Below are 19197 nucleotides of genomic sequence, written 5' to 3' on the forward strand. Positions count from 1 at the left end.
TAGGTTGGCTGTTGAGTCTAACCGTAAAGGTGGCTGTTCCTCCTGCTTCGGTGGTGTTGGCACTGATGGTTGAGACGGTTAGTCCCGCGGTGTCATTATCGGTGTTGGTCACACTGACACTGCTTGCCGATAGCGTCTTGTATCCGCTGGTATCTGACGTGCTTCCTGAATTGACAGTCACGGAAATGGTATAACTTTGGTTTCCATCAACGATATTGTCATCCACACCTGTGACGGTGATGGTTTGAGTGGCGTTATAGTTTGAGCTGGTGAACGTCAATGTTGACGCCGAAACCGTACCTTCTGCTGTATTGGAACTGGCAATCGTCAGTACAACATCGGCGGTGGGCTGGCTGTTGAGTTTGACGGTAAATGTAGCGGTTCCACTGGCTTCGGTGGTGTTGCCGCTGATAGTCGAAACGGTGAGTCCCGCGGTGTCATTATCGGTGTTGATAACTGTGACATCACCTGGATTGAGTTTATTGTAATTGGTATCAGTGCTGGTGATGTCATCTAACTCAATCGTATAGGATTGATTGCCATCCTGCACGTTGTCATTAACCCCGGTGACAGTGACTGTTTGACTGGCATTCCAGTTAGTGGTTGTGAAGGTTAATGAAGAAACCGATGGTGTGCCTTCAGTAGTATCCTTGCTGGAAACCGGAATTGTTACTGTTTCGGTTGGCTGTGAATTCAATACTACCGTAAAAGTGGCGGTTCCACTAGCTTCGGTGGTATTTCCAGAGATGGTACTGACAGTCACTCCCGCAGTATCGTTGTCAGTGTTGGTGACGGTAACATCATCAGGGTTCAGGCCAGAATAGTTGACATCCTGACTGACCGCGGCCCCAACAATGATTTTATAAGACTGACTGCCATCCTGAACATTATCATCCACTCCGGTTACTGTAACTGTCTGATTAGCATTCCAGTTTGCTGATGTAAAAGTCAGTGAGGTGGGGGATATGGTACCTTCCGTGGAATCATTGCTGGATAAGCCGATCTGGACATCACTTTCAGGTTGGCTGTTTAGTTTGACAGTAAACGTGGCTGTACCTTTGCCTTCAGTCGTATTTTGACTGATAGCACTGACTGAAAATCCTGCCGTTTCATCATCAATATTTTTGACCGCGACTTTTTTTTCAATAAGACTGATGTAGTTAGGATCAACCGTCGAAGAAATTGCGATCGTGATGGTGTATGAAACATTTCCATCTTTGACATCGTCATTAACGCCTGTCACTGTGACCAATTGGGGCGCATTGAAATTGACCTGGGTGAACGTCAGCGTTTCAGGCTGAACAGTTCCTTCGGTTTTATCTGAACTGGCAACTGAAAGTATGACAGTGCTTGCAGGTTCAGATTTCAAGGATACCGAGAATGTCGCTGAACCGCCAGCCTCTGTGGTGTCTCCAGAAATAGTTGTGACAGTTATTCCCGCATTCACCAGTCCCACACTTTCCAATGTGTTTCCCAGATGATCCATTGCAACTGAAGCTGAAACGAGCTCAGCCTTACCGCCAGTATTCTGGGTGGTGGCTGCCACAACAGACACTATGGATTTTACAATTTCATTATTTCCGAAAGTTTCAGGATCCATGCTGAAATCAATACTTTGGCCATTGGATACTATGGCTTGAGCTGTTTCAGTTGATACTGTAATCCCGTTCGTGGGGTCACCATCTGCATCCATTGTTTGTAAAAATCGGGCAATATTAATAACTGCTGGATGGGTAGATGAACCATTTTCTACCAGATCTACCGGAGTTACTTCTGATTTTCCGGGTCCCTCTCCAATCACAATGTTGCCAATATAAAATTTAACAGGATCTCCCTCAAGAAATCTGAAGGTTCCTGCTGAATCGGTTATTCCTGAAAAAGGATCTGCCTCAAAATTGATTCCGCTGACAGCCGCATCCAGAAAAAGACCTGTTTTTATCTCCGGGACTGAACCAATAGGAGCTGTTTCAAGTTCACTTTCCTGGAGTTCCATGCTTCCGCAGGAAACAACGATCAAAGCAAACATCAATGAAAAAAGTCGGATGAGCGTGTGGATTATTGAAGGCATAGTCATGATGAGGAAAAGGTTGAATTTAACGAACAGAAGATTTCAGGTTTTAAACTCAGAATTTTTTATGCAAGGAAAACATAAAGTTGTCTGAACCATTCCAGGCGATCGCTGTTGACCAGGAGGGATTCCGGTGCATTTGCTGTGCAGTTGAATCATCAGGAGATGACAACAATAGATAGGCCTCCCAGCCCACAAACAGAAGCGTTGCCAGATCAAGCATCTGAACCGTGGATTTCAGTCCAGTCATTTTGGACTGATTGCTTTTGTATTTATTTTCATAAAAATCCCGGTTTTCCTGGGTGGTGGCGGCTTCATAATTTCGCTGGAGAACTCCATTTTCCTTAGAGAGATCGTTGTATTGAGTTGCTGTTGATTGAGAGGTGAGTCCGGTCATTCCTGCCAGACTGATGGCCGTCACATGCCACCAGAATCTTGATCCTGAAGACGCGGAAGGCGTTTCAGGTTCTGCTTGCGGTTGAACAACTGGTTGTGGTTGCTGTTTGGGTTTGGTGGCTTGGGCAACTGATGGTGGGGGTACAGGTTTCTCATTTGAGACTTCAACTCCGGCTTTGCTGATCAACAATGCAACAAGTTGATCCACCCGATTGTTCAACTCCCGGGTGCCGCAGTTTTCACAATAATCGCTTTCTACGGTCTTTTTTTCCAGATCCACCAGGGTCAACGTCAACTGGGTATCCCCCCCTTCCCTAAGAATTTGTAGCACAAACAGGTTTTCCACCTGCAGGATTTCCTGAATCTTGCGGATACACTGTTCTTCTGTGCAGGCCTGTTCCTGTAAGGATTCAAAAGCGGCTTCCTGCGCCTCAAGAAATTGATTTTGAGAAATCAGGTCAAAATAGGTGGAAAGTTTGGTCAGAAAACTGTTGAAAATAATTTGCTGCTGAACCTGCGAGACTTCACCGAGAACCGCAACCGGTGAAACCGCGGCTGGTGGCTTGTTCTGCGCCTGACTGACTGACGCAATCGAAAGAATCAGGGCTGTCAGAAGGAATTTTTTTATGGTTCTAAAATTGATTGAAGCTTGAATGAAAAAAATCATAGCTCATTTATGGCGGGAGATGCTGAAAATCTTCAAATAATTTTTCAGAGACTATTTATTTTCGAAAAGTTTACAAGTTTCTTTTACCACAAATTCTTTTTTGAACTTTCTAATTTCAGGGTTGTTTTCCTTGAAATGCGGAACTATAATTGGCCAATTGTGAGTTTTTCAGATCAAATTCTGAAAAGTTTTATGAGGATTCTCACTATAAAAAACTGTTTTTAACAAGACTGTTGACGAAGGCCACAGGAATCTGTTAGGAACAAAATTCAAGAATAACTTTAACCTACAGGTGTTTATGAAATTTTTTATCTATCCCAAGGATGAACCCAAAAAAGAAGATACTTTTCAGGCAAAAGACTTTGAAATATCTCCTGAAGTATTTCTGAAAACCCGAAGAAATTCTCAAAAACCCTATGTCTTTGATTTGAGACCACAAGCTGAGTATAATTCAGACCATCTTCCCGGAGCGTATTCACTTCCGCTGGAGCATCTTGAAAGTAATATTTATCAAATGCCCTACAACGGAGATATCCTGCTTTATGGCGGGACAGCGGGCGAAACCCTTGAAGCGGCTAAACTACTGTATGAAAATGGTTTCGACAGTTTTGGCTACACTGAATCGTATGACATACTGAAAGATGCTCTCAAAGCTTCTACTGAGGATGTCCGGTTGATGGATTTGCCTGAAGAACAGCGTGCTGGAATCATTGAGGATATTCTGGACAACAAGATCCGTCCCGCTCTGGCTTCAGATGGTGGAGGTCTGAGCGTGCTGAACATTGATGGAAATCAGGTGTTTGTGGAGTATCATGGTGCCTGTGGATCCTGTCCCAGTTCAACATCGGGCACCCTCAAATTCATTGAAAGCCAGCTCACCATATCGCTCAATCATGATATGCAGGTGATTCCAGCCTGATTTGCCTGAGGGACAATCCTGTCCAGGCAACTCTCTACCGTCGAGGAGTAATAACCAAGGCGATCGCAGGAAAAAACATACCGGAATTGTTGTTGTAACAAATTATTCCGAAGACGGTAGCATCGGGTTACGTCCCGATGAAATTACACAGATTTGTCGCCCTCCCCGGGACGTAACCCGGGGCTACCATTTCCGGGAGCTTCTTTTCCGGTTTTAGCCTAACCCGTTTGTATAACATCTTTCAGGACAGTCTTATGAACCGTTTTTCCACCTTGTGTGACTCCTACAATTCCTATCTGACAGATGCTGCAAACTATCATGAAGATTGTGCCAGAATGCTGGATAAACTCCGTTATATGTTTCTGGCTTATCTGGAATGCGATCAGGATGCGGTGATCTTCCGCTCTGCCAAGCCCGCTGAACAGGGTGCCAAAAATGAGCCGCCCCCACCTCCTGTGGTTGGTCCGCAGGCTAAACCTCTCATGAGTTTTGGGGATGGCGGATTCTGGAATGTTTTGCTGGTGATTTTTCTACCTCAATCCACCGAGCCTCAAAAAAAAGGCACCGTGTGGTTTCGTTTGAATATCAAGAAAAGCAAACTGGATCAGGATTTTTTTACAATTAAAATTATCGCGCCCCCCCTTGACAGCACGCCCATTGAAAGGAAAATCTCACAAGATTCATTTGACAAGACAGGGAAGGAACTATGTGACTGGATGTATCATGAGGCTGTGCATCTGTATCAGAATTCGTTTCAAACCCTGCTTGCGGAAGGAACCCAACGAATCGGTTTTCAGATGCAGGAAATTGAAGAAGCGCTTCCACAAAAACTGGAACACCTCATGTCATAATCCAGTCACACTGACGGGCGTGTTTTGCTGGCTGGTTTGTCCATTTCCCAACCGCCCCTGAGCGCCTGCTCCCCAGCATTGAATCCCGCCACTGGAAAGCACCGCACAGGTGTGAGAGTCTCCAGCCTCAACATGAACCGCGGAAGTTATACCTGATACCGTTACCGGGATATTGCTGGAACTGGCGATGCCATCACCCAATTGACCTGAGGTCCCATCCCCCCAGCATTTGACAAGACTGTCACTGGTTCTGGCACAACTGTGCTTATCTCCCAAAGATAACTGGATGGCATTGGTCAGGTTCAAAACATCCACTGGACTATTCTGCTGAGTGTTGGCTCCATTTCCCAACTGGCCTGAACTTCCATCTCCCCAGCATTTGACCAAACCTGTCAACAACAGCGCGCAACTGTGATTGTTTCCTACCGCGATTTGTTTGCTATCAGGCAGATCGGTCACAGCGACAGGCACGCCTGAAAGACTGGCATTGCCATTTCCCAGTTGCCCTGATGAACCCTGTCCCCAGCACCTGACAAGTCCGCTACTCAACAAGGCACACGCATGATCAAATCCCGCGGAAATCTGTGATGCGCTGGTAATGCCGCTGACTGTCACGGCCGTGGATGAATTGCTTAAATTGCTGTCTCCCAGTTGCCCTGATCCGCCGGCACCCCAGCATTGAACAGAACCTGAAGAGAGAACGGCGCAAGTATGAGTGCTTCCTCCTGAAATATCAGCCACTCCTGTAACATTGCTAACAGCTACCGGGGTGTATTGAGAAACAGAAAGACCATTCCCCAATTGTCCATTCCCGCCTTCGCCCCAGCATTTTGCTGTTCCAGAACTGAGTCTGGCACAGGCATGAGATGCTCCTGTTCCGAGGGATGAGGCTGATGTGATGTCCAGAACCTGGATGGGCGTTGTGAGAAACGTGGTTCCGCCATATCCCAGTTGTCCGGAACCACTGTTTCCCCAGCATTTGACATAACCCGTGTTCAACAGCGCGCAGGAAAAGCTGCTTCCAAGGGATAGGATCGGAAGTTGATAACTGATAGACGCACTGGCCGCGGAAGTCATGTTGTCAGCAGCATCCTTGAACCAGGCATAGACCGTGAGGGTGCCATTGCCTGACAGCAGGTATGAAACATCTGTAGAAAATGAAGTTGATTCTGTGGTGCTGACCCATCCGGCAGACGAACCCGAAGGAGTCGTTGAGGATGTTGAAATGTAATAGGCCGTTATACCGATATTGTCCGTTGCTGACAGCGTTAGCGTGACTGCCAGATCGGTAGTTGTAGAACTGCCTTTATTAATGGAAATAGTCGGATTTGTGGGTGACGTGGTATCGGGAATGTACTGGATATTGTCGGAGGCAACCTTGGAAACATTTCCGGCTGCATCACTGAACCATGCATAAACACGCTGGGAACCATTGACATTCAGCGTGTAAGAGATTGTTGTAGAAAAATGAATGGCTGAGGTGACAGATACCCACCCTGATTTTGTGATGGCTGGAGTGTCCGGACTTTCAGAAATATAATAACCTGTAACACCCACATCATCACTGGCCGTCAAGGTCAGGGTTACCCGGAGCGAATTGGTGGTTTCATTACCAGCGTTGATAGACACATAGGGAGTGTTGGGAGCTGTCAGATCAGTACTGACACCCACTCCACCAGCAGTACTGCCCACTGAACTGCTTCCACCTTCAACCACTGTTACCACCAATTTAGTCCTGTCTTTTTTAGTACTGCTACCTCTATCTGACATTTTGGATTTGATTGAAGGTTCAGTTTTGACAACTATTTCATACTCAAAACTCCCAACAACCTGCTTGGTGAGTCGGCAGAGATATTTTCCATTGCAATCCACAACAGGCAGACTGTTTTCCCTCCAGATGATGTCATCATAGACCGACTCTGAAGCATCCAGAATATATTCCTGTCCAACTGTGATCGTATCGCCTGGAGAAACACTTAGAACCGCTTTTGGGGGTTCATCATTTTCACATCCGGCAACAATCAAAATCAGAATCCATAAACAGATTTTCAACCATGTCCTGTAGCTGACTTTGAATTTTTCTGAAGTCTTTGTTCCTGGGTGTAGCATGGTCACTCCTACAGAAGTTAATATTCCAGGGCGATTGCCGGAAGTATACATACCAGAATTGTTGCCATTCCTAAAGAACATAGAGTCAAAAAGCTGAAATTTGGTTTGTCATCAATTTTCAATTAAGAACCGCAAAGAATAACGGCTCAAAATCAACAGCGTCTAACTTTCTGATTCAGCGCGTTTCAAGTCATGCTGAACGGATTCGTCCAGTGGTTGTGTTATCGGTAAAATATCCTGAATGTCCGCATTGGTGTATTTTTTATGATAGAGACCCACAAAAATTAAAAACAGCGATATGATCAACGGCCCATAAAAAATCCCTGTAATTCCAAAGCCTGCCATTCCACCCATGATGCTTAAAAACACCAGCACAGAATTGATCTGGACCCTGTTTCCCACAAACCATGCCTTGAACCAGTTTTCAACCAGCAAAGCAATGAGTGAGCAATATATAAACAATCCAATGGATGCGGTATGCTGATCCATGATCCACAGATAGATGCAGGCAGGAATGTAAATAATTGAAATTCCCAACAAGGGGATGAAGGCCAGAATCACCATGGCACTGGTCCATAACACAATAGAGTTGATTCCCGCAAACCAGAAACCGATCCCTGCGCCAATGCCCTGAATCAGGCCGCCGATTCCGTTTCCTGCCAGCGTGACGAAGTTCATCTGATTGAATTTTTCAATCATCAATTCCTCTTCATCATCCGGCATTGGTGACAATGCCAGAAAAAACTCTTTCACCCGCTGATCTTCTGAAAGCAAGGCATAAATGATCACCAGCATCAAAGCAAAATGAAGCAGAAAGGTGAACATATTGGAAATCCACGAGTTGAGTGTTCCCAATACAAGCCGTCCCACGTCCTGTGAAAACTTGAGAACGAGTTCTTTGATGGATTCAAAATTATAGTCAATTCCTGCCATTCCGATCATTTTTTTCACAATATCCGGTACATAATCCCCGTCAAACATGATTTTTCTGATCGTTTCCTCATTCATGTATTGATTGATATACTGAAACAGCACAACAGCTTCTTCCGAAAGCTTGATAATCAGGTAGATCGCTGGAATAAGCACCGATAGCACAATGATGAAGCACACGATGGCTGAGGCTGTTTTAGGTTTTTTCCAACGGGATTCCAGCGAGGATTTGAGTGGATGAAATACTCCTGTGAGAATTCCAGCAAACAAAAGGGAATGGGCAAACGGCAATATCATATAACCAATCAGACCGATCAGTATAATATAGCATAAAATAAAAACGGCATTGGAATGATTAGTATCTTCCATATTAAATCCTCCATGATAATTGAACGAGTGACTCTTGTAGAGACGTAATCTCAGACATCCCCGATAAATCGCAAACCGGGCGGAAAATCAATGATCAATTTTTTGACCCATGGGCGAAAAATGTGATCAATCCCTCCTGATTGTGTATAACCTCCTGACAACAGTGAGACAAGGATAAATTTTTGTGGAGATTGAATTTAAAATTGAGTAACACTCTGTGTGTCGATTCCTGGTTCTAAGGAACGTTCAAAAAATACGCAGAGCTTCGCCTGATGGATAATGCCCCCACGGAAAGTAGGGCCTTTTACAACAGATTGACTGAATATTCCCATGTGCCTGAAGAAACTTGTTGTCTCCTTCACCACTATTAAAATCCGGCATCTGTGTCTGTTGATGATTTGCCAGACCATGATTTTTCCGGAATTGAGGGCTTATGCTCTGGACTGGGTGCCTCAGGAACATGACCGCATGCACCTGTCACTGTATCAGGGACAGGCCATCAACAGTGATTTCAAGGATATTTTTTTTAATCCGTGGGATTATCTGGACTCCAGATTATATGTGCTGGCACTGTCCTGGCCTCTGGATGGAATGTTGAGACAAATCCATTTTGAATCGGAAGCACAGGTCGCTAAACATTCAGGCCTCCAGAATCACAATGAAACAAACATGGCATTGATTGCCAGACTTCCTTTTCACTGGAATTCTGGTCAGGCGTCTATTGCTTATGGCCATGGTTTTTCCTATGCGTGGGAAGATTCACAACTGGAATTGGAATACGGACAGTCCACCAATAAATTTCTGAGTTACTTTCTGTTGGAAACCACGCTGGGTTTTTATGGGAATTTCCATGATTTTCAAATGTTTTTCCGAATCCATCATCGTTCCGGTGTTTCGGGAATCTACTGTCGGCCTATCTGCGGATCAAACATTCCGGGATGGGGAATCCGGTTCAATTTATGACGAACATTGAACATTGACATTCATGATATCTGACGGCAGGATTGAATAAAGTATTCAATATAAATCCAACCTCCAACGAGTAAAACAATGCGAACCATTATAAAAACAGTTAAGGGACAAGCCACTTCAGACGGGGCTGGCGTTCGGCTGATGCGCAGTATTGGAACGCCTCAATTGAGCGATCTGGATCCTTTTCTCATGCTGGATGAATTCAAATCAGATAACCCCAATGATTATATCGCGGGTTTTCCACCCCATCCGCATCGTGGCTTTGAGACGGTCACCTATATGCTTGCCGGTTCCATGGAACATCAGGATAATGCCGGCAACAAAGGCTTTCTTACGGCTGGAAGTGTGCAATGGATGACGGCTGGCAGAGGAATTGTCCATTCTGAAATGCCCAAACAGGAAAACGGGCTCATGTGGGGCTTTCAGCTCTGGGTCAATCTGCCGGCAAAGCAGAAAATGACAGCACCACGCTATCAGGACATTCCACCGGAAAATATTCCTGAAATTCATCAGCCGGATGGTTGTAAAATCCGTGTGATCGCAGGTCACGCACTGGGCAAAACAGGCCCAGTTGAAGGCATCGTGACGCAACCCTTGTATCTGGATGTTACGATTCCGGCCAATGGTCAGTTTACCCACGATTTACCTGAAGACCATCAGGCCTTTGTGTATGTTTTTGAAGGGCAGGGGAATATGGGTGTGACCCCTGAAAACAATGGAACACCGCTTGGCATCTCAACTCTGGGTGTTTTGAGCCAGGGCACAGAATTCAAGGTCAGCACAGACAGTGGGACGCGCTATATCCTGCTGGCGGCCAAGCCTGTTAAGGAGCCGATTGTGAAATATGGTCCCTTTGTAATGAACACCTTTCAGGAAATTGAACAGGCCGTCCGTGATTATCAACGCGGACTATTTTAGTTGAACTCTCAGCAGGAGGAAACATGAGCGCCAAACAATTGCAGGAACTGGGAAAATGTACCGTTCTTGATGAACACAATAACAGCATTGTTCTTGGAGATGTCTGGAAAAACCAGCGTACTGTTCTGGTTTTTGTCAGGCATTTCGGTTGACTGCTTTGCCGTCGGCAGGTTGCTGACCTTCAGGAGCGAAAACAGGATTTTGAACAAAAACAGGCAAAACTGGTAGTGATTGGAAATGGTCCCCATTTTTTCATTCAGGGTTTTAGAGAGGATGTGGGCTATGATGGCATCATTTACACCGATCCCAGTCTGAAATCGTATCAGGTGTTGAATTTCAAACGGGATCTCAAATCGTTTCTGGGACTTAAATCCGTTAAAGAAAGCCTGCGTGCGCTCACAACGGGTCACATGCAGCAAAAAACCCAGGGGGATGCCCTGCAACAGGGGGGTGTTCTGGTGATCAGTCCTCAGGGAACGATTCCCTATCTTCATGTCAATCAGGAAGCTGGTGACCATGCTCCCATCGAGCAAATCCTCAAAGCCTGCTCATAAAAAATATCCCCGGTTTAATTCCGGGGTCACCTTCACCAAGTAATTCATGAACCAAAGCTGGCAGAAATACACAACATATCTATTGCCATGGCTGACGTTAGGCTGGATCTTTCTGGCTATGTTCTGGGTGTATCCATCAGAAATGGACAGAATATTTGTGTATGAATACACCCGAAATTATCCTCGCGCGATTCATGATTTATCCATTTGGATCGCTCAGGATCCTTCCTCCCGAAAAATGGATATACTGGCCCGTTTGTATGTGAAATCCGGCAAATTGCAGAATGCGGAAGATGTTTATCGTGAGGCGGATATTCCGCTGGAGATTCTGGACATGCTACTGACCTCGTATCGTGCCCGATCGCACTATGAGGATGTCCGACGATTGCTACTGGTCAAACAGGAATTGAGGCCCCTGGACAAAGCTGTCCCCCGTGAACTTACCATTTTGTTTCAACAACTGAAGGATTACCCCTCGATGATCGTTCAACTGGAAAAACTGATTGCCCTTGATCCGTCTGATCCCGAACCTTACCGGGAATTGGGCGATTTGTATTTTCTGACAGAACAGGATGAAAAAGGAATGGCCGCCTATCATAAACGGGCAGAATTATTGAACGAGATGAAAACCTGGCGGGATCTGGCACAGGTTTATCTCTACAAGAAAATGACAGAACAGGGGTTGACCCTGATGCAGACCATTGCCGAACAATACAATCATCCCAACCTCTGGAAAGAACTGGGAGAACTTTATGCCTATCATGGTTACCCCGAAAAATCGCTTGAGGCCTATCTCCACAGAGCACGTTTGACCAACAGGCTGGAAGACTGGAAACGCGTGATGGATGTTTATCTCAATCAGGATAAGAAAGTCGAAGGTCTGGCGCTGTATGAAACTGTCATCAAGCCGCTGGAACAACCCGCGTTGTGGAAAGAACTGGGTGATTTGTATGTGTATTACGACATGGAGGAAAAAGCCTTTGACGCTTATAAAAAACGGGCTGAACTTCTCGAAACCATAGTGGGCTGGCAGGATCTGGCAAATCTGTATCTTTATAAACAACGCATTCCGGAAGGCATGGCCATCCATCAACGTCTGACCGAAGCAGAAAATACACCTGACGTATGGAAAACCCTGGGTGATCTTTATCTGTATTACGGCATGACCGAAGAAGGTCTGGCTTCCTACAGACACCGTGCGGAACTTATGAATTCATTCCAGGGATGGAAAGCTCTGGCACAACAGCATTTTGCCCTGAAAAAGATCCCTGAAGGTCTCGCCATTTACCGGGAACAGGCTGAAAAGAACAATGATGCCGCCATCTGGAACGAACTGGCCAGTCTCTATGTGTATTACGGAATGGAACAAGAGATGTTCGCGCTCTACACCCAACTGGCTCGTCAGTCGAATACCATTGATGCCTGGAAACAACTGGCACAATTGTATTTCCTCAGGAAACAGATTGATGAAGGCTTAAAAATTTATCAACAAACAGCGGAGAGCTTCAAAACTCCGGCCTTATGGAAAGAAACGGCTGATCTGTATTTTTATTACGACCGCGTGGATGATGGTTTTCTGGCACAGGCCCGTTACACAGAAAGTCAGGACAGCATTGAGGCATGGAAACAACTGGCGCAACTTTACATCTATAAAAAACGGGAGAAAGAAGGATTACAGGTTTATTATCTGCTGGCACACAATCATCAGATACCGGCACTATGGAAAGAGGTGGCAAACCTCTATCTGTATTATGGCTATAAAGAGGAAGGTCTCTCCGCTTATGAACGCTATGTGGCCCTTGAAACCACGCCTGAAACCAGGGAAAATCTTGCCTTGCTGTATCTGGCGCATGGAAAATCCAGGAAGGGCGTTTCCCTGTATCTGCAATTGGCCCGTGAATTCAATACCCCTGAATTATGGCAGGAACTGGCCAACATCTATTTTTCAAAAAACATGGAACAATCCGGATTGAAAGCCATGGAAAATGCCAATCAGAAACGTCCCGAGCTGGCAACAACTCTCCGTCTTGCCGCAAGGATGGAATATGACAAACAACTGGCTGGTGCGGAAAACTATTTTATTCAGGCCATTTCCCTGTATCCCGAACCACGGAATGGCGAAATGGAATTGATTAAATTTTATCTCAGGCAAGGCATGCTGGAAAAAGCGCATGACCGCATGTTATCGCTGGAGGAACAGGGGCTTCTGACCGGAGAAGATCAACTGCTGGCGCTGAAAATCTATTTCTGGGTCAATAATCAGGATGCAGGAACCAGAATGCTTTCCCGGATTCCCGTAGAGCAACTTCCTCCCGAAAATCTGGATCTGTATTACAAACTGGCGGTGTCCCATGGTCTGTTTGATAAAGCCATCGCCATCCTGGATTATCTGGAACTTCATGCCCCCTCTCCTGAGCTATGGAAAAAACGGGTATTGCTTGTCAGACAACGCGGATATCCTGAACAGGCTGTACAAATCATACAAAATCAAATCAGTCACTATGGCGAATCCCTGGAATTGCTGGAAGCGTTGTATGACACCTATGATTCCCTGCATGACCCTGAACGGGTTTCTGTGTTGCATCGTATTCTGGTGAATTATCCGGACAATCAGCAATGGATGATCAAAGCACTCAGCATCTACACGTTTCGGCAGGAATATGGAGAGGGTTTTGAAGTTTTGCGACAACGCTATGAACGGCAGGCAAATAGTGACACACTCAAGGGGATGCTCAAACTGGCCATCAAGGGCGGATTGGCCGTTGAAGCGCAAACAATTCTGGACCGTGTCCCTGAAGCGCAACAAGACGCGGAAGTGGAGTCCATGGCTGTTGATATTGGCTACCTGTCGGGTGATCTTCCCTGGGTGACCCGTTGGCTGGAACGCAGATTCGCAAGAACTTCCAACGCGAGTGACCTAGATGCGCTTATTTTGCTTTATCGAACGCTCAAGGAACCTCTAAAAGAAATAACGGCCCGTGCCCGACTGGTCAGCATCCGACCCAGCATGGAATATAAAATTGCCTGGGTCCGCGCTTTTGCCGAATGGAATTGCAGGGACCTGGCATTGAAATACGCACGGATGCTGGCTCGAAATCCACGAATTTCGGGGAACTCCACAGAGTTGTTGGCGGAATTACTCGAATATCTGGGTGATCCTGAGGAAGCCATCAAATTATACAATCAACAGCTCAAACGCGGTGACGTTGCCCCTCAAATTCAGTTGAAACTGGGAACTGTTTTGTATGCTCAGGGAAATTACAACAACGCCATCAGGTATCTGGAAAAAGGACTTCAAGCCAATCCGGATGATTTTAGAACGCAATGGATGCTGTTGATCAGTTATCTGGAATCCGGCCAGGAACCCGGAGATCCAGGACTGCAACAACGGGTGTACGACACCATCCGGTCAGAAAGAAAATTGAGTGATTCCGATCAACTGACAGCATTGCGGCTGTTGCTTGTTCAGGAAAACTATCCTGTCTTGTTTGATACCTTTCATGATTTTCTGAAAACATGGCAGAATCCCTCAGATCTGTTTTATTGGTTTGTGGAGCAACTGCATCAGAAAAACCGTCTCAACTGGCTACTGGAAGACATGGTTCAGAATCAAAAATACTATCCGCCGAAACTGAATTACTATCAGGGAAGATATGAACTGGAAATCAGACTGGGGCAATCATCAAAAGCATTGATCACACTGGAGCAATGGGTCAAAGCTGAACCAAACAATATCAAGGCTTGGAAAGATCTGGCTTATAGCGCACTTCAGGCAGGCGACAGAAATAGATCGTTGATGGCCTTTGGACAAGTCAAACGATTGACCCGCAATGTGATGGTCAGTAGCGTTTTTAAGGCCGCGGAACAACCTGTCGAAGCCAGAGAAATTCAACCGGAAACACCTGTTATTGAGCCACAGACAACCGTTGCTGAATCGCCAAAGATCTGCCCCATTCCACAGTCTTTCAATCCAATGCTGCCGTTTTAGGATTCTGCATGAACACCTATTTCAGAATATTTTCATGTTTGTTCATATCCCTGGTCATGCTTTCACTTCAATGCCTGGCTGAAGAACCATGGGTTGTGTCGGCAGAGGACCGTGCGTTTTATGCGGACTATCTGAATTTGTTGAGAGATCGGGCCAGTTATGCCGGGATATCCGCAGAGTTTCTTTCACGTTCCAACGGTGATTATGAAACCAGTTATATGCTGTCTTCCAATTTCCGGGTCCAGCCCAAACTATTTGGCTTTGTGCGGTTCCATGAATGGTTGTTTGAGGGCGAAAGCGGAATAAAGGCTGACTACCTGAACCATCAGGCAGGGTTTCATCAGGAACTGAAGGGCGCCCTGTCGATGGAAGTCACCTTCGAACATCAGGGCGTTGTGACAGGAGGCGACTGGGCCGTTATGGATAAGTGGGGTTCGTGGAATATGAAATTTTCTCTGGCGGCCAATTTGCCATGGAATGACAGCCTGGCCACACGTCAACTGGATGGTTCCTACCACAGATTTTTGTCATCAGCACGCACTGTATTTTTGACGGATTATAGCTTTTATCTGGAAGGACGCTACCAACAATTCATGCTGGGTCAGAGCGAAGCGTATGAAGGCACCGAACTCAAAGGGGTGGTCTCGCTTTCCCGTCAATGGAGTTGGCGGTATGACGTTCTGCGTCTGGCCTGGGTGCTGGAAACCACAAACACTGAATCTTCAGCGCTACCCATTCCGTTGGTTGATATCCAGAATCATTCCATAAGATTAACCGGGGAGCATTCCTGGGGCTTCTGGCAATGGTGGGGATATCCACTCTGGTCTGTTGTCGAAGCGACCTGGACCCGGAAAGTTCTGCAGGAAACCAATGCGACCAGCCTTTACCTTGAGACTCAATACCGTCAGAATATCTACCACCTGTGGACACTGTCCCTGTCTTATGCGAGCAGTGAAGAGCTTGTCGGCAACTATTTGGAACGAAGGTTACTGCTTGGCTGGCGCTGGTATTTCAGATAATTCTGTCCGTTGTTTTTCATTCATCAGGGTGGGTCACATTAAGTCCCTGACTCTAAGTCATGGAAGATGATTAAAATCTTAACCTTGAATTTGGGGTTGGTCACATTTTAGGCCATGTGTCAAAAATTTAATTTTTTGATGTTCCACCTGATTTGTGTTTTATTCCGTAGGGGCAGACCTCTGTGTCTGCCACGGATCAGTGCGAACACACAGGCTCACGCCTACCAATTGTGGCAGAAAATATGACCAACTCCTAAAAATTCCTATAACCCGTTCAAAGTATAATTGCGTTTAATCAAAGGAAACATGGCAAACAATACCAACAACACCGAAAAATTTGAGGCAACACTTTTTAAGTCTGCCGACAAGCTCCGCAAAAACATGGACGCCGCAGAATACAAGCATATTGTTCTGGGGCTTATTTTTTTGAAATATATCTCCGATTCCTTTGAGGTGCTTTTCAATAAGCTCACGAAAAATGAAGGAGAATATGCTGGATCTGATCCTGAAGATGTTGACGAATACCGGGCGGAAAACGTGTTTTTCGTTCCGCAGGATGCCAGGTGGTCATATCTTCATGGTCGTTCCAAACTTCCTTCCGTGGGGAAAGACGTAGACGATGCGATGGAAGCCATTGAAAAAGAAAACCCGACACTGAAAGGAATCCTTCCCAAAGTCTATTCCCGTCCGAATCTTGATAAAACCGCTCTTGGCGGACTCATTGATCTTATCGGGAATATCGCTCTTGGTGATGAAGTTTCCAAGAGTAAGGATATTCTTGGGCGGGTGTATGAGTATTTCCTTGGAGAATTCGCCAATGCCGAAGGAAAGAAAGGCGGACAGTTCTACACACCAAAGTCGATTGTACGGATTATGGTTGAAATGATTGAGCCGTACAAAGGGCGGGTGTATGACCCCTGCTGTGGTTCCGGCGGGATGTTTGTCATGAGTGAAAAATTCATAGAGTCTCATCAGGGGAAAATTGACGATATTTCCATTTACGGACAGGAAAGCAACCAAACCACGTACCGTTTGTGCCGAATGAATTTGGCGATTCGCGGTCTTGACGGCTCACAGGTGAAATGGAATACGGAAGGTTCGTTTTTGAATGATACCCACAAAGATTTGAAAGCCGATTTTATCCTTGCCAATCCTCCTTTCAATGACAGCGACTGGTCGGGTGATTTGCTTCAAACCGATGCCCGCTGGAAATATGGAACGCCTCCTTCCGGGAATGCCAACTTTGCCTGGCTTCAGCACATGGTCTATCATCTCTCTCCAAAAGGAGTGATGGCGTGTGTGCTTGCCAATGGTTCGCTTTCTTCGCAGACAAACAGTGAAGGCGATATTCGGCAATCCTTTATTGAAAATGATCTGATTGATTGTATTGTCGCCCTTCCCAAACAGCTTTTTTACAATACCGGAATTCCCGCCTGTATTTGGTTTTTATCACGGAAACGATCTGGAAACGGTGATCGTAAACGAACCGGTGAAATTCTTTTCATTGATGCCTCGGAAACCGGGTTCATGATTGACCGGACTCATCGAGAATTTACGGAAGTCGATATACAGAAAATTGCCGGAACCTATCATGAGTGGCGACAAAAAGACGGGAAATATGAGGATATAAAAGGGTTCTGTAAATCGGCTGGAATCGAGGAAGTGAAAAAGCATAATTATATTCTCACGCCCGGGCGGTATGTCGGGATAGAAGATGAAGAGGATGACGGAATTTTGTTTGAGGATAAGATTGCGGAATTGACAGGAAAATTGAGAGAGCAGATGGATCAGGAAATAAGCCTCAATGCGGAAATTGAGAAACAGTTGGGGAATATTGGGATTACTTTATAATCTTTTAGGAATTTTATATGAAAAAAGACGATAAACAACTTTCGATAAGAAATTCTACAACAGAGTTTCTTATATTCACTTCAGAAGCCGGAGAAAATACCATAGAAGTGCGAATCCATGATAACAACGTATGGTTGACACAAAAACTCATAGCAAAGCTCTTTGAAGTTCAAATTCCAACCATCAATGAACATTTGAAAAATATTTTTTCGTCAAATGAGCTTACAGAAAAAGCAACTATTAGGAAATTCCTAATAGTTCAAAAAGAGGGACAAATTTGAAAAGTATCGTCCCATTCAGGATCGACTCTATGAGTCGGATTTTGACCGTGTGGTCAAGGGGTTGGAGTTTAATAATAAAGGAAAATAGTATGGAAGAAGAAATTATTACATTGGATGGTTGGCGTGAGGGATACCTAAAAGATATTGCTAATATTTTAATGGGACAATCTCCAAAAGGTGATACATGCAATTCATTTAAAAACGGACTCCCACTATTGAATGGACCTACAGAATTTACAGATAATCATCCAATACCAACTCAATTTACTATTGACCCAAAAAAAATAGCTCAAAAGGGAGACTTGCTATTTTGTGTTAGAGGATCAACCACTGGGAAAATGAATTGGGCTGACCAACAGTATGCCATAGGTAGAGGAATTGCCGCATTAAAACATAAAAAAGGTGATGAATATCAATCTTATTTAAGAGCAGTTGTTGAATACAAGTTATCAAAACTATTAATTTCTGCAACAGGATCAACTTTTCCCAATATAAGTAGGGATCAGCTTTTACTGATGGAAATTCTTCTCCCCCCTCTCCCCGAACAAAAAGCCATTGCCTCCGTTCTTTCCTCCCTTGATGACAAAATAGAACTGCTCCGAGAACAAAACAAAACACTGGAAGCATTGGCACAGACACTTTTTAAGCGGTGGTTTGTTGATTTCAATTTCCCTGATGAGAATGGGGAGCCGTATAAAGACTCCGGCGGGAAAATGATTGAGAGTGAACTTGGGGAGATTCCTGAGGGATGGAGAGTTTATGAGCTTGGAGAAATATCAAAACTAATTGCAGGAGGTGATAGACCCAAGAATACAACAATTAATAAAACTGAAACAAATTGTATTCCAGTTTATTCAAATGGTATTTCTAATGATGGATTATATGGGTATACAGATAAGCCAAAGATAAATGAAGAGAGTGTTACAGTTTCAGCAAGAGGTACAATTGGTTATATTTGTTTAAGACTAGAACCATATGTACCAATTGTAAGACTTATCTCTATCATTCCTATTAAAAATTATCTATCTACCAAGTATCTATTTCTATGGCTAAAAAATCAGAACATTAGTAGTACAGGTACAACCCAACAACAGTTAACTATACCAGATTTTTCTACTTCAAAAATAATAATCTCAGAATGTATTGTTATGGATAAATTTACGATCTTACTGGACTCGTTATATAAAAAAATATCATCTAATAATTTTCAAATTCAAACTCTCTCCATCCTCCGTGATACCTTACTTCCAAAATTGATGAAGGGAGAGGTGCGGGTATGGTAGGGGCGGTTCGCGAACCGCCCCT

Annotated in this window: 14 protein-coding genes; 10 read left to right on the forward strand and 4 right to left on the reverse strand. The window is 44.9% G+C overall.

Annotated elements, in window-relative coordinates; all coding sequences use genetic code 11:
* Positions 1-2074, reverse strand: a 2074-nt coding sequence (locus HQM11_04180; GenBank protein MBF0350201.1) for a hypothetical protein, incomplete at its 3' end; no start/stop codon positions are given.
* Between the two features lie 49 nt (positions 2075-2123).
* A complete protein-coding gene (locus tag HQM11_04185) occupies positions 2124-3131 on the reverse strand; it encodes a hypothetical protein (GenBank protein MBF0350202.1) in 1008 nt (335 codons plus the stop codon).
* 514 nt (positions 3132-3645) lie between these two features.
* On the opposite strand from HQM11_04185, the gene HQM11_04190 reads away from it, so the two are divergent.
* Together HQM11_04190 and HQM11_04195 are read left to right on the forward strand one after the other, a co-directional pair.
* Positions 3646-4050: a NifU family protein gene (locus HQM11_04190; protein ID MBF0350203.1), complete on the forward strand. Its 405-nt coding sequence runs from the start codon at positions 3646-3648 to the stop codon at positions 4048-4050.
* A gap of 254 nt (positions 4051-4304) precedes the next feature.
* Positions 4305-4901, forward strand: coding sequence for a hypothetical protein (locus tag HQM11_04195; protein MBF0350204.1), 597 nt, complete (start codon positions 4305-4307; stop codon positions 4899-4901).
* Here the strand turns inward: HQM11_04195 and HQM11_04200 are convergent.
* Both HQM11_04200 and HQM11_04205 read right to left on the reverse strand, forming a co-directional pair.
* Positions 4896-7010, reverse strand: a complete 2115-nt coding sequence (locus tag HQM11_04200) for a hypothetical protein (GenBank protein MBF0350205.1) — start codon at positions 7008-7010, stop codon at positions 4896-4898. The two genes, HQM11_04195 and HQM11_04200, sit on opposite strands and share 6 nt — an antisense overlap.
* A gap of 162 nt (positions 7011-7172) precedes the next feature.
* On the reverse strand, positions 7173-8309 hold the full coding sequence (locus HQM11_04205) for an AI-2E family transporter (GenBank protein ID MBF0350206.1): 1137 nt from the start codon (positions 8307-8309) through the stop codon (positions 7173-7175).
* 330 nt (positions 8310-8639) lie between these two features.
* Here HQM11_04205 and HQM11_04210 point away from each other — a divergent pair, with 330 nt between their 5' ends.
* From HQM11_04210 to HQM11_04245, 8 genes are all read left to right on the forward strand, one after another.
* On the forward strand, positions 8640-9272 hold the full coding sequence (locus tag HQM11_04210) for a hypothetical protein (GenBank protein MBF0350207.1): 633 nt from the start codon (positions 8640-8642) through the stop codon (positions 9270-9272).
* Between the two features lie 87 nt (positions 9273-9359).
* A complete protein-coding gene (locus HQM11_04215; protein ID MBF0350208.1) occupies positions 9360-10199 on the forward strand; it encodes a pirin family protein in 840 nt (279 codons plus the stop codon).
* A 152-nt stretch (positions 10200-10351) separates the two neighbouring features.
* A complete protein-coding gene (locus HQM11_04220; GenBank protein MBF0350209.1) occupies positions 10352-10753 on the forward strand; it encodes a hypothetical protein in 402 nt (133 codons plus the stop codon).
* Positions 10754-10799: 46 nt separating this feature from the next.
* Positions 10800-14741, forward strand: coding sequence for a tetratricopeptide repeat protein (locus HQM11_04225; protein MBF0350210.1), 3942 nt, complete (start codon positions 10800-10802; stop codon positions 14739-14741).
* Between the two features lie 8 nt (positions 14742-14749).
* Complete coding sequence (locus HQM11_04230) at positions 14750-15760, forward strand: hypothetical protein (GenBank protein MBF0350211.1); 1011 nt, start codon at positions 14750-14752, stop codon at positions 15758-15760.
* Between the two features lie 306 nt (positions 15761-16066).
* Entirely contained in the window at positions 16067-17611 is a 1545-nt protein-coding gene (locus HQM11_04235; GenBank protein ID MBF0350212.1) for an SAM-dependent DNA methyltransferase, read from the forward strand.
* A 17-nt stretch (positions 17612-17628) separates the two neighbouring features.
* A complete protein-coding gene (locus HQM11_04240; protein MBF0350213.1) occupies positions 17629-17892 on the forward strand; it encodes a hypothetical protein in 264 nt (87 codons plus the stop codon).
* A gap of 89 nt (positions 17893-17981) precedes the next feature.
* A complete protein-coding gene (locus tag HQM11_04245) occupies positions 17982-19175 on the forward strand; it encodes a restriction endonuclease subunit S (protein ID MBF0350214.1) in 1194 nt (397 codons plus the stop codon).
* Positions 19176-19197 lie beyond the last annotated feature (22 nt).

The sequence above is a fragment of the SAR324 cluster bacterium genome, from assembly GCA_015232315.1.
GTDB lineage: Bacteria > SAR324 > SAR324 > SAR324 > NAC60-12 > JADFZZ01.

Bases quoted from the DNA above. Each gene is read 5' to 3' on its own strand.
- HQM11_04200 (MBF0350205.1), bottom strand. From the start codon at position 7,010: ATGCTACACCCAGGAACAAAGACTTCAGAAAAATTCAAAGTCAGCTAC.
- HQM11_04210 (MBF0350207.1), top strand. From the start codon at position 8,640: ATGTGCCTGAAGAAACTTGTTGTCTCCTTCACCACTATTAAAATCCGG.
- HQM11_04195 (MBF0350204.1), top strand. From the start codon at position 4,305: ATGAACCGTTTTTCCACCTTGTGTGACTCCTACAATTCCTATCTGACA.
- HQM11_04215 (MBF0350208.1), top strand. From the start codon at position 9,360: ATGCGAACCATTATAAAAACAGTTAAGGGACAAGCCACTTCAGACGGG.
- HQM11_04225 (MBF0350210.1), top strand. From the start codon at position 10,800: ATGAACCAAAGCTGGCAGAAATACACAACATATCTATTGCCATGGCTG.
- HQM11_04205 (MBF0350206.1), bottom strand. From the start codon at position 8,309: ATGGAAGATACTAATCATTCCAATGCCGTTTTTATTTTATGCTATATT.
- HQM11_04185 (MBF0350202.1), bottom strand. From the start codon at position 3,131: ATGATTTTTTTCATTCAAGCTTCAATCAATTTTAGAACCATAAAAAAA.
- HQM11_04190 (MBF0350203.1), top strand. From the start codon at position 3,646: ATGCCCTACAACGGAGATATCCTGCTTTATGGCGGGACAGCGGGCGAA.
- HQM11_04235 (MBF0350212.1), top strand. From the start codon at position 16,067: ATGGCAAACAATACCAACAACACCGAAAAATTTGAGGCAACACTTTTT.
- HQM11_04245 (MBF0350214.1), top strand. From the start codon at position 17,982: ATGGAAGAAGAAATTATTACATTGGATGGTTGGCGTGAGGGATACCTA.
- HQM11_04230 (MBF0350211.1), top strand. From the start codon at position 14,750: ATGAACACCTATTTCAGAATATTTTCATGTTTGTTCATATCCCTGGTC.
- HQM11_04240 (MBF0350213.1), top strand. From the start codon at position 17,629: ATGAAAAAAGACGATAAACAACTTTCGATAAGAAATTCTACAACAGAG.